This window comes from Streptomyces sp. SAS_272 (assembly GCF_052543235.1).
Map to the genome: position 1 here is coordinate 214,396 of NZ_JBMNDR010000002.1, position 11,774 is coordinate 226,169.

12 protein-coding genes are annotated in these 11,774 nt (G+C 67.5%); 9 read left to right on the forward strand and 3 right to left on the reverse strand.

Annotation, left to right across the window (positions count from 1 at the left end; translation table 11 throughout):
- Positions 1–84: 84 nt before the first annotated feature.
- The 3 genes from ACN6LD_RS02550 to ACN6LD_RS02560 all read right to left on the reverse strand — a co-directional run bounded on the left by ACN6LD_RS02550 (position 85) and on the right by ACN6LD_RS02560 (position 2,228).
- Complete coding sequence (locus ACN6LD_RS02550; protein ID WP_445042393.1) at positions 85–363, reverse strand: hypothetical protein; 279 nt, start codon at positions 361–363, stop codon at positions 85–87.
- Positions 364–514: 151 nt separating this feature from the next.
- Positions 515–997: an NUDIX domain-containing protein gene (locus ACN6LD_RS02555; RefSeq protein ID WP_256904159.1), complete on the reverse strand. Its 483-nt coding sequence runs from the start codon at positions 995–997 to the stop codon at positions 515–517.
- A gap of 10 nt (positions 998–1,007) precedes the next feature.
- Entirely contained in the window at positions 1,008–2,228 is a 1,221-nt protein-coding gene (locus ACN6LD_RS02560) for a helix-turn-helix domain-containing protein (protein ID WP_256904158.1), read from the reverse strand.
- A gap of 215 nt (positions 2,229–2,443) precedes the next feature.
- On the opposite strand from ACN6LD_RS02560, the gene ACN6LD_RS02565 reads away from it, so the two are divergent.
- The 9 genes from ACN6LD_RS02565 (at position 2,444) to ACN6LD_RS02605 (ending at position 11,688) form a co-directional block, all read left to right on the forward strand.
- A complete protein-coding gene (locus ACN6LD_RS02565; protein ID WP_256904157.1) occupies positions 2,444–3,337 on the forward strand; it encodes an aminoglycoside phosphotransferase family protein in 894 nt (297 codons plus the stop codon).
- Positions 3,338–3,417: 80 nt separating this feature from the next.
- Positions 3,418–4,668 carry a methionine adenosyltransferase gene (locus tag ACN6LD_RS02570; protein WP_256904156.1) on the forward strand — a complete coding sequence of 417 codons (1,251 nt, stop codon included), beginning with the start codon at positions 3,418–3,420 and terminating at the stop codon, positions 4,666–4,668.
- Positions 4,668–5,594 (forward strand): aminoglycoside phosphotransferase family protein, encoded by a 927-nt coding sequence (locus ACN6LD_RS02575; protein WP_256904155.1) that lies wholly within the window; start codon positions 4,668–4,670, stop codon positions 5,592–5,594. The genes ACN6LD_RS02570 and ACN6LD_RS02575 overlap by 1 nt, the downstream gene beginning before the upstream one ends.
- A complete protein-coding gene (locus ACN6LD_RS02580; RefSeq protein WP_445042394.1) occupies positions 5,591–6,301 on the forward strand; it encodes a histidine phosphatase family protein in 711 nt (236 codons plus the stop codon). Before ACN6LD_RS02575 ends, ACN6LD_RS02580 begins: the two co-directional genes overlap by 4 nt.
- A complete protein-coding gene (gene serS, locus ACN6LD_RS02585; RefSeq protein ID WP_256904153.1) occupies positions 6,294–7,586 on the forward strand; it encodes a serine--tRNA ligase in 1,293 nt (430 codons plus the stop codon). Before ACN6LD_RS02580 ends, serS begins: the two co-directional genes overlap by 8 nt.
- 1 nt (position 7,587) lies before the next feature.
- Positions 7,588–8,610, forward strand: coding sequence for a glycosyltransferase family protein (locus tag ACN6LD_RS02590; protein WP_256904152.1), 1,023 nt, complete (start codon positions 7,588–7,590; stop codon positions 8,608–8,610).
- A 53-nt stretch (positions 8,611–8,663) separates the two neighbouring features.
- Complete coding sequence (locus ACN6LD_RS02595; RefSeq protein WP_256904151.1) at positions 8,664–9,611, forward strand: hypothetical protein; 948 nt, start codon at positions 8,664–8,666, stop codon at positions 9,609–9,611.
- 842 nt (positions 9,612–10,453) lie between these two features.
- Positions 10,454–11,140, forward strand: coding sequence for an SPDY domain-containing protein (locus tag ACN6LD_RS02600; RefSeq protein WP_256904190.1), 687 nt, complete (start codon positions 10,454–10,456; stop codon positions 11,138–11,140).
- A gap of 95 nt (positions 11,141–11,235) precedes the next feature.
- Entirely contained in the window at positions 11,236–11,688 is a 453-nt protein-coding gene (locus ACN6LD_RS02605) for a hypothetical protein (protein WP_445042395.1), read from the forward strand.
- Positions 11,689–11,774: the final 86 nt, after the last annotated feature.

Below are 11,774 nucleotides of genomic sequence, written 5' to 3' on the forward strand. Positions count from 1 at the left end.
CCGGAGCCTATGAGGGCACCGTGGACGGACGTGTGTGGAGGCGCAGGGGGCTCCGTTGTCCGCGTCGCTCCACCCCGCCTCGCCTTACCCCTGGAAAAGATCAGGCCGCCATTCCTGCAGGTCGCCGTCGAAATTCCCTTCTCGTACATCACGCAGGGCAGTCGCGTACCCGATCTCGATTGCCTCGGCGATCAGCTTCTGCAGCTGTGTCGGCGCCACCAAGAACCCTGAGCCAGTGCCGGAGCAGAGGTTGGCCGCAGCGTGGCTGGCTGCCTGCGCGTGGTCACCAGGAACCGTCGCGATGTGTAGGTCCGTGATGACCTGAGCAGCGCACTCGATCTCGTTCAGCGGATGCGAAGTCATGGCGGTCAGTATCCGCACGTCGGTGGCGGGAGGGAATGCCGCCTCTGGTGCACTGCCCCGCCCATAGCTGGAAGTCGATCGATGCCGACCGGGCGCCGGTGAACATTCGTGCCAGGATCGTCACGCGGGGCTGAGACCAAGCGGCCCCTGGTCAAGCCCCTATTTCTGGCGACACCCCTTGTTCCAGGTAGGCGGTCAGGCCGGCTGCGCGGGCCTGGATCCCGGCGGTGATCCGGCGTGCGAGGCGTGGAATGGTGAGTTCTGGCAGTTGCTGGGCGTCGTGGAAGTCGTAGCTGCGGAGCTCGTCGGCCTGCAAGGCGATCTGCTGGCGCTGTTCCGCACTGAGACGGCCGCCGTCGAAGAGGTAGAGGACCTTGTCTCCCTCCCCCGGATTCGGCGCCCAGTCCACGACGAGCAGGCGGCCGATGTGGGGCTTGATGCCCAGCTCCTCGTGGACTTCGCGGACGCAGGCTTGCCGGGGAGACTCCCCTTGCTCGACGTATCCGCCGGGGATATCGCGGTAGTCCTTGTACGAGGGTTCGACGAGCAGGACCCGGTCGGCGTCGTCGAAGAAGAGTGCGCCGGCTGCCATGCGCGGGTGGGCCATCTTCGCTTCGTGCTCGTTCTCGCTCACGGGACGGACTCTAACCGCCGACGACGCCGAGCCTGCGTGCCAGGTCTGCCAGTGGCTGGGACGGCCGGCCGCGAGTACCGCGGATCCAGCCGATGACCAGTTCCCGGCTCAGGTAGTGGTGGCGCACCTGCTCGGGGGCAGCCTGCTCGGCGTCCAGCAGGGTGGCCAGGGCTTCGTCGGTCCGGTTCCAGGCGCTGAGCGCTCGGGCGACTTCCAGGCTGTGCCTCACACGTCGCTCCACAGGCAGGTCGCTGGTGTCGATGCGTTGCCCGAGGTCGGCGGCTATCTGGATGTCTCCGAGCTCTCCGGCGGTGGCGACGCAGTGGATGGCCACGTTGGTCGGGCCGAAGGCCGTCCATAGATGGTTGGCGTCGGCGCCCAACCGCTGCGCGGCTTCGTCGGCTTCTCGAAGGAAGGTCTGCGTCGTCGCCCGGTCCTCCGCTCGTGCGGCCGCCATGGCACCAGCGAGGAAGAGGGTGCCGTAGACCGATAGGTATTCGTCGTTCGCGGTGCCCAAGCCGGGCTGCATCACGGCCGCCGCATCGTTCACCAGCTGGACCGCCGGGGTGAAGCGCCCGGTGGCCAGCAGACAGTGTGTGACCGCCCGGAAGAGCGAGCCCGTCACCGCACTCTGGCCGCTGAGTTGCGCAGCCGCCAGGCCGCGGTCGGCGGCGATCCATGCCAGCTCCGACTCCCCAACCTTGCCCAGGACCATGGCCGCTCCTTGGTAGGTCAGAGCGAGCAGGGCATGAGCCTCTTCCCTCTTGCGCCCCGAGTACCCGCGGGATGCGGCGAGGGCATCGGCCAGTACGAGGGGAAGGCGTCGCGTGGCGAAGCCGTAGCGGGACGCCTGATAGGCGTCGAGGATCTCCTTCACGCTGGCCCGAAGGTCCTTCAGGGCGGGCGGTTCGTCATCGGGCGGAGGCCCCAGCAGAGGCGTGAGCTGCTTGTAGTCCATGAGGGCTTCGCGCAGGGCGGGGACCGTGCGGCGGCCGCTGTCGTTGGACCACTCCATGAGGGTCGGTTCGGCGAGCAGGTCTCCGAGGGAGACGTCGAGGGCCTCGGCGAGTGAGGTGATCACCGAGAGCCGGTCGAGCTCGATCCGATTGTTCTCCGCTTTGCTCAGCCAATCCGTGGTCCGCCCGACAAGGCCGGCCAGGACTTCTTGGGAAAGACCGCGTCGGCGCCGGTACCAGGCGACGCGCTCGCCGATGGTCAGGTTCTCTGTCATCCCTCGCATGTCCTGAGCATCACCTCGTGGCCGGAATCGACCCCGGAAGGATTTTCCGGGGTGCTGCGGGGTGCCGTACCTACTGTCGCAGTAGATCGAAAAAGCCGCCGGGCAATGTGGTCAACTCCTTCCGCTTCGGCTGACTTTGGTGATCGGTCCTGCTTCTCAAATGGGAGCAGGGCACGGCTCGCTGATACGGACTGGAGGTGTGGAGGGTGCGCAGCACGAAGACGGCGGAGCCGTGGACCGAGCAGGGTCTCGGCCCGTTCGGCCCGGCAGCTCTCAAGCCGTACTCCAGAACGCGGTTCGCCACGGACGGCAGCGCCTTGCTGAAGATCTACGTGGGCATCGACCCCGAGGGTCGGCGCCAGCGTGAGGTCGCGACGATCGAGCGCGCTGCCCTGTGGGGTATCTCGGTCCCGGCCGTCCTGGCCACGGGAAACGATGAGGCAGGGTCTTGGACGGCATTCCGGGTGGTGGATGGCACGCCGTGCTCGGTAAGCACGCACTCAGCGATTGAGGAGTACATCGGTCACGTCGTGGCTGTGAGTCGCAGGCTGCACCGGCCTGTTGGCGACGCCACTCCCGGATCTGGCTGGGAAGCTCGGCGAGCCGGTGTCGTTTCCCCGCACCAGTTCCTGCTCGATCAGTTCTCTCCTCGCTGCCGGTCACTGCCCTGGTGGGCGGTGCTGAGAGAGGCCCTCCAACCGACCGATTCCCATCCGGTCGTTCGCCTGCACGGTGACCTCAAGCCCGAGCACCTCCTCGTCGACGGCGAGTGCCTGCACGTCGTCGACTGGGAGGCGAGCGCCTGCGGACCGGCCGTCCTCGACTACACCGATGTGGTCTTCCACCTCGTACGCGACCTGCTGTACGGGGGCGTGCCGCCCGGACGCATCCCGGTCGATCTCCTGACCCGGTTGCCGTTCAGCGGGCCGGTCCTTGCCTGGCGCCTGCTCCTTTGGCTCGATCGCCGTCGGATGCAGGACATCGACCTCATCACCGTCCACGACATCTATCGACTCGCGGCGGAGGAACAGGCTGCCTCCGTGTACCGGTCGCTCGCTCAGACGGTCGCGCTCCTCCGCGCTGCCGGCGTCCCTCGCTGAATCCTCCGCTCCACCGCTCGTCCAGGCGTGCTGACGCCTGCGCTCATCCCCTTCTACCCACCCCCGAACGGGAGTTCGTGATGCCTCGTACGAGCACGACCATCGACAACAGCCACATCGTCATCGACACCGGCATGGCCCAGCCGGACGCGACGACCATCGTGGAACGCAAGGGCCTCGGCCATCCGGACACCCTGGCCGACCATCTCGCCGAGCGGTTGTCCCGCGCCTACAGCCGCTACACCGTTCAGCACTTCGGCGCCGTACTGCACCACAACTTCGACAAGCTCGCCCTCCTCGGTGGAGCCAGCGAGGTGCGGTACGGCGCCGGTCGGATGACGTCGCCGGTGCGGGTCCTGGTCAATGGGAGGGCCGCGCCGTTGTGCGGCGGCGAGCGGATACCGGTCGAGGACATAGTGGAGGCCGAGGTTCGGGCGTTCTTCGCCGAGCGACTGCCCGAGGTCTCGGCCCACCTCGACATCGTCTTCAACATCACCAGCAATTCGAGCCCGGGTGCTGTACTCACCGGCGACGGGGTGCCCGACCGCACCCGCTGGTTCAACCCGCGCTCCGTCGAAGATCTCCGCGAGCGGCGGGTACGGCTCTCCAACGACACGTCCCTCGGCACTGGCTGGGCGCCGGAGAACCCCTTCGAGTCGTTCGTACGGGAACTGGTGGACTACTTCTCCGGGAAGAGCGAGTTCACGCTCGCCCACGCTTGGTGCGGCTCGGACGTCAAACTCATGGGCTACTGGGACGGAGCCCAGGCCGACATCGTGTTGTGCGTCCCCCAGAAGTCGCGTCACGTCGCCAGCCGGGCGGAGTACGTCCGCAACGCGGAGACCGTCCTCGCCGAGTGCCACCGCCTCGCTGGCCTCCGGCTGCCTGGAGCGGAGGCGCGCTTCCGGCTGAATGCTCGTGACGTTCCGGAGAAGGACGAGCTGTACCTCACCTACAGCGGCAGTTCGATCGAGTCCGGTGACGAAGGCGTTGTGGGGCGAGGAAACCGGGTCAACGGGCTGATCACACCGTTGCGGCCGATGAACCTTGAGGGCGCCAACGGCAAGAACCCCGTCTACCACGTCGGCAAGCTGTACAACGTCGCCGCGCAGCGACTCGCCACCCGGCTCCACGAGGCGACCGAGGGGCACGCCGAGGTTCACCTGGTGAGCACGACCGGGCAGCGACTCGATCAGCCCTGGCGTGTCCTCGTCCGCCTGTCCTCTCCCGACGTCGAGGTGGACAAGGTACAGGCTCTGGTCACCGAGGCGCTCGGCGAGTTCCCGGCCCTGACGGACGAGCTGGTTTCCGACGGGATCGTGCTGAGCTGATGGTGATGCGGACGCTCGGAGAGGTTCCCGCTGGGTGCCGACAGCGGCTACTCGCGCACTACGGGCCGGAAGCCCAGGCGTGGCTGGACGCAGCACCGGCCCTGCTGGAACAGGCCGCCGAATGCTGGCAGTTGTCCCTCGGCGACTACCACGACGCCGGACACGCCTCGGTGATCGCGACAGCGACCGCCCTCGACGGGCGTCCGCTACTCCTCAAGGCATGGATCGACCCCACCCGGTATCGCCACGAAGTGAGTGCACTGCGGCTGTGGGCCGGCGGACCGACGGCGGACGTCATCGAGGCCGCTGACGACTTGGCGGTGGCCGCCCTGGAGCTGGTGGGAGGGCGCCCTGGTGGCGCCGAGCGGCCAGAGCGCGAGGTTCAGCTGGTGGCGGCTGCCCTTCAGGGGCTGCACACTCTCGGCCAGCGCCGAAGGCGACCGAACAGCTTCCCGCTGCTCACCGACCACCTCGGCACGGAGATGCTGCCGCGGATCCGGCGACGGATGGAGACGCTCGACCTCGACACATGGCGTCTGCTCGTCGACGCCGCGCTCCCGGCGCTCTCCGGACTGCAGCAAGACGCAGGCAGGACAACTGTCTTGCACGCGGACCTGTATCGGGAGAACGTGCCATTCGACTGGCTGGGCCACCCGCGTCTGCTCGATCCGCTGCCCATGCTGGGCGACGCGGCATTCGACTGGGCCTTCTGGACCGTCTACTACGACCTTGGACACGGGACCGACGGGCGGCTGGCCGCTGCCGCCCGGATCTCGCGGATCCCCATTCCCGTACTCGCGCCGTGGTGCAGAGCGCTGGCCCTCGACGGATTCCTCTACTACCTGGAGGCCGGGGACCCGAGAGCACCGCAGATGGCGGGAGTGCTCGCCGGCCTTTCCGCGTCGACCCCGAGGAGGGGCTCGTGACCACCTACGTCCTCCGCCACGGTCAGACGAACTACAGCAAGCGGTACCTCGTCAACGGCGACCCGTCCCAACCCATCCACCTGACCGAGGAGGGTCGGCAATCACTGGGCCTGGGCTGGTCCACCCTCCCCCTCCACACCGTGCGGACGTGGCTGACCAGCGAATTCCCGCGTGCCCAGCAGACAGCTTCTCTGCTGATGGGCGTGCCGGCGGCGGAACTGGTCATCGACCCTCGCCTGAATGAACTCGACTACGGAGAGTTCGAGGGCCGCCCGTTCCTGGAGTACGCGGTCTGGCTTGACGGCCAGGGTCCGAACGAGCGGCCTGCGGGTGGCACCGAGTCCCAGCGCGCCGGCATCCGGAGGATGCTCACCGGATTGCTCGCCACCCTGGAGCGACCCGGACCCCGCGTTCTCGTAGGCCACGGCCTTTTGGCCTCCGTGCTCCTCTGGCATCAGAACCGATCTCCGAAGGAGGGCATGCCGCTCTTCTTCCCGGAGGCGCCGTACGTCGAGCCGATCGCCATACCTGACGACGAGCTGCCGGACTGGATCACGGCGCTGATGAGTGATCTCGACAGGGACGTTCCCGGAGGTCGTGCTGACCGCGGTGGCGCGGACATATTCCGGATCGGTGAGGGCTCGGCGGTTGCTACGGTCGATTCCGTATCCCACCAGCCGGATCAAAAGGATCTTCCTCATGCATGATGCCCGCGCCCTAATCGAAATGGGTGCCGAAGCGGTTCGTCGGCTCGCTCGTCGCGGTTACTCTCTGGACCTGTCCGAGCTGGAGTCCCTCCAGTCTCGGCGCAACCAGAACATCCGCTCGGCCGACGAGCTGCGGGCTGAGTCCAAGCGGGTGGCGAGTGAGGTCCAGCAGACGGCCAAGCAGGGCGGCGACATCTCCAAGCTGAAGGAGCGCGCCCGCGAGCTGAAGGACCAGATCCGGGACATCGAGGCCGGGCAGGTGCAGGTCGAGGAGCAGCTCCGCGACCTCCTCCTCAGCATCCCGAACCTGCCGGACGACGCGGCCCCCGACGGCGACTCCGAGGATTTCGCGGAAGAGGTCCGACGGGTCGGCACTCCGCCGGCCTTCCCGTTCGAGCCGAAGGACCACGTCGACCTCGGCGAGGCCGCCGGCATCCTCGACTTCGCTCGGGCGACGAAGCTGTCCGGCCCGCGCTTCGCGGTCTCGCGCGGCGCCGGAGCAGCGCTGGAGCGTGCCCTGGCCACACTCTTCCTCGACCTGCACACCCGTCGTCACGGATACGTCGAGCACGCGGTCCCGTACCTGGTCACCCGCAAGACGATGACCGGCACGGGGCAGCTGCCGAAGTTCGAGGAGGACCTGTTCAAGACCGGCGTCGCCGACCGCGAGCTGTTCCTGATCCCGACGGCCGAGGTGCCGCTGACCAACCTCTACGCCGACGAGATCATCCCGCCGGCTGAGCTGCCGCTGGCGCTCACCGCCCACACGCCGTGCTTCCGGTCCGAAGCCGGGTCGTACGGCCGCGACACCAGGGGCCTGATTCGTCAGCACCAGTTCGCCAAGGTGGAGATCGTCCAGATGGTCGACCCCGCGGACGCGGACACCACGCTGGAGACGATGGTCGGCCACGCCGAGGCATGCCTGAAGGAACTCGGCCTCGCCTACCGCGTCGTCAAGCTGGCCGCCGGTGACACGGGCTTCTCCGCCCAGCTCACCTACGACATCGAGGTCTGGATCCCGAGCCAGAACACGTACCGCGAGATCTCCTCGGTCTCCAACTTCGGCACCTTCCAGGCCCGCCGGGCCAACATCCGGACCCGCGGCGAGGGCGGCAAGCCCAAGCTCGTCGCCACGCTCAACGGCTCTGGCCTTCCCGTCGGCCGCACCCTGGCCGCTCTTCTTGAGCAGTGCCAGCAGCAGGACGGTTCCATCCTCCTGCCCGAATCGCTCGTCCCGTACCTCGGCTTCCGCCGGATCTCGGCGGACGGAACACCGGAGGCATAACGTGCTCGTCGGCGTCTGCGACTTCCCTGGTAGCTACGCCTTCCCACCCGCCGGCTACGGCGGGATCGAACGATGGCTGTGGGCGGTCGCCGTAGGCGCCCGAGCCGCAGGCGCCGACGTACACCTTCTTGGGCCGGGCTGGCTCACGGACCTGGAGAACGACTGGGTTCGTCAGCCGGTCCGCCTGGAGGACCTCACCACGGGATCCCTCGCCGAGCGCGATCTCCGCAGCACCGGATACGACCTCCTGGTCGTCGGGCACGAGTACCCGTCGCTGCCAGCCTGGACGCGTACCTGGAACGAGCTGGACTGCGACGTCGCCACGTTCCAGCACTCGCCCGTCTTCCAGCACGCCGACACAGCCTTCGACGGCAAACAGTCACGGCTCTACTGCTATTCGCCCGAGATGATCGAGCGGTACGCAGACCATCAGCCGATTCCTGAACTCGCTGTACACCTTGGCCTGGACGAGGAGGAGCCGCCTGCCACCGCGGGGCACGACCTCGTGTGGCTCGGCCGCATAGACGAGGAAAAGGCGCCCCACATCGCCGTCCGAGCCGCCCAGATCCTCGGCCGCCGGATACAGATCGTCGGCCCCGTCTTCGACGGGGCATACGTGCGAAGCCACGAACGCCTCTTCAGCGCAGGTCACGTGAAGTGGGTCGGTGAACTCGGCGGCCCCGCCAAGACCGCCGCTATCCGCGACGCCTCCGTCTTCGTCTACACCTACGCCCGTACGTACGTGGAGGCCGGCGCCGCCGTCTTCGGTGAGTCCCTCCGCGCCGGCACCCCCATGGCCGCGCTCACCTGGCGTGGGGGAACCTGCGCCGAGGCGGCCCTGTGCGATCAGACGGGCGTGATCACGGTGGCCGACCCCGACGAGGACGACGAGACAGCAGCGGAGCTTCTCGCCCTTGCGATCGAGCAGGCCGAGGGCCTCAAGCACACGGAGGTCCAAGAGGTCGGGATGCATCGCTTCGATCCGGCCCGCCACTTCACCGCGATGTCGACTCGGTCATGCTGACGAGCGGTACCAGAGAGCTCGTACTCGGGCCGTCGGCCCGTTCGGAGGTCCGCTTGCCTGCGGTCCTCCGTCAAGTCCTCGGAGCGCAATGGGAGTTCACCGTCTCCGACGGACGGATCGCGATTGAGCATGCGCACAGAGGATCGCCGTACTGTCCCCCTCGTCAGGCCCCGTCGTGGGAAGAGCTACTGGCAGGGCTCAAGGCGGGCTTCGCGGCCGAGGGCGTCTCGCAGGACGCCTGCCTGCCAATTCGGTGGGGCCGCGAGACCGAGCTGACGATCTCGGCCGTCCAAGCCCTTGACCCCTTCCTCAAGGACGGGCGTCCGGTGACCTACCGCAGTGGCTTCCTGCCCCAGCCTGTTGTCCGTTTCACCGGGCAACGTGACGCAACGGGCGATCTCCGGGAAGGGTTTCTGACCTCGTTCGTCAACGTCTCCCGCGTCCAGCCGATTCAGTGCATCGACGAGTACGGGGGGATCCTGGACGGCTGGCTCAGCGTGCTGTCGCGACTGGGTTTCCACGCGCGCCACATCAGCATCAACGGCAAGCTGGCAGCATGGCGGCGCCGCCAAGTCGAAGGCATCACTCTTCGCTTCAACCACCTCGATCTGCCTCTCGGCGACATCGTCCTTCTTTGGAATGCCGACAACCCCGCACGCATGGCCGTAGACCTCGGCACCGGGCTGGAACGGCTGGCCTGGGCGAGGACGAGGCTGAGGTGGAGGGAGCTCGTCTTCGGCCAGTTCGCGTCCCTGGCGCCCCCGCCGACCCTGGACGCCGTCCGCACGGCCACTCTCCTCCTTGCACACGGTGTCCGTCCCGCAGCGCGCGGAGCCGGCGGGATCACCCGCCGGGTGATCGGAACGATCGACCCGGGTGCGGCGAGGCTGGGCGTCAGCTCCCTGGTTCGCGCGTCGTACCGCTATTGGCGACTGTTCGGTGAACCGAAGGTCCCATGGCCAGCCGTGACCATGGCGATCGAGGAAGAGCTGGGCATCTGAAGGAAGACCTCCAGTGAGTCGAGTCCGCTTACCGGGGCAAATCTGTCCTTCGCCAGTTGTTCCAATCGAACCGAGTCGTGCCGCATCCGGCGTGCCCAGAACCACGAAATGAACGAGGGCCGACGGCAAGCCGTCGGTCCTCTGGTCAGCTATCCCACAGCACAGCACGCCTTGCAGCTCATCAGCCGCCGAGAGTCCCCATGCACGTCATGCACCGGCTCGTCGCCCGCAGCTGCGCGTTCCCCTCAGTGGCGACGGCTGGGCTGCTCTCGCTGATACGGCCCCAATCTCCGGGGGACGGATCGAGAATCCAACCCCACTTCGGAGGCCGCACCTCGTCTTCTGTCATGTGATCGCAGGCGCCTGGAACGTGCGCCTTACCATTCTGTTTGATCAAGATGGCGTTGCCGGGGAACCGCCGCCACTCCTGTCGAACACACCTTTCCTCCGGGTGCGCCTTGGGCACGCTGCCATCAGGAGGGCAGGCGCACCCCATGCCGATGATGTTGTCGCATCGCTCGCAGCGCACCTCTTTCATGTGACCAAGTGTCCCATCCGAGAGCGTGCAGCTCACGCGTAACGCCATGGCGGCGGTGTCCCTTGCGGCGACACTGAGAGATCACCGCGATTCGACTGGGTTGGATGGCAAAGCGGCTGGCTTCGTTGACAACAGACACCAGTTCGCCGGGGGCAGACAGGAAAGATCCTGAAAGGACTGGTGCGCTGCGGCACGGCATGTCAACGTACAACGCCTGCCAGAAGAAATGACGTCCGAGCCCACGGAGGCGCCCCTGCACCCGCACCACCCCAGTGACCCCTCTCGTTCCGACATGCCAGACCCGATGTACTGGGTCACTCCGCGCCACCTTGCCGGTGACGACGGCGCGCTCGCCGAGCGGATCGGCGACACCCTGACCGGCCTCGGCTGGCGCATGTGGCCCACCTCCCGCCACACCCTGCTGTATGTGAGCCCGGACGGGCTGCGCGGCGCCGAGTGGATCCTCGCGGCCTACCCGTTCGAGCTGGGCGGACTGCCCGTTGCTTGGCAACTGATTGCCCGCCCGCATGCTGCCTCCGCGATGACGGAGTGGAACGCGTACTTCACTGCCGGCGTCCCGTACGAGGCGCTCGCTGATCTCATTGTCGCGCTCGACGCCCGTGAGGTGCCGGACGCTGGCTTCGAAGGGCCCGAGACGGTCCTCAACGCAGTCGGTGCCCAAGGCTGGATCCGTGACGTGGACTGCCCCCACACCACCGCCATGGACCCCGGGTTCTCCGCCACCGTCTCCCTGGGACTGCAGCCGCCGCTTGTCCAGGACGCGGATCCGCACCCTGACTTGATGGGGTGGCAGGCGTGGGCGGAACCCGTTCTCGGCGCCCCATATCTGCGGTGCGCCAGCTTCAGTGCCAGCGTCCCCCATGACCTGGTCGCGGCATTCGCGTCCTCGCTCGCCTCACCGGTCCCGGTGCCCCGCCGCACCGTGCCCAAGAGCGCGGAGGGTCGGCTCAACTTCGTCCGCCGCAGCTGACGATCCGCGCCCTGCAGTGCTTGTTGTGCTGTTCGTCGCCAATTCCCCTGAGTACACGTTCCCCTGTGTCCGTCAGATGACGAGATGGAGACCGCATGTTCCGACGACGTGCTCGCGCAGACCGCGAGTTCCGTGAGGCCCAACGTGAGGCGTTCGCGCTGCTGCAGATGCATGCACACGAGCTTCTGCCATTCGACATCGTCCGTGCCGAGGCGCCGATGTCGACCGGATCGGCCTCGGTGACCATGATGCCGGATTTCCCACCAGCCGACCTGCGGGCGCCGTCCCGACAGGACGTCGAGGGAGCGATGATGCGGTGGATGCAGCCGCTCGTCATCGACGGTGAGATCCGCACGTGCCCGACGTGCGGCGCGTACCGGGACTGGATCGTCTTCTGCCTTCGCGACGACTCGGTGTGGCTGCGCTGCCGGGCCGGCCACCAAGTGCTGGAGCCCCGTCTGGACGCGGCCTGGTACAACCGCAACTCCGGTCCGGTCGACCACTGGCACCCCACCCTTGAGGACGGGTTGCGCCACCTCGGCCACTGACCCCCGAAACCTGACTCCCTACCCCTGCATTTCGCCGGCGCCGGAGGCCCGGTTGGTCAGACCGTTCGTTCCGTAGCGATTTTGGG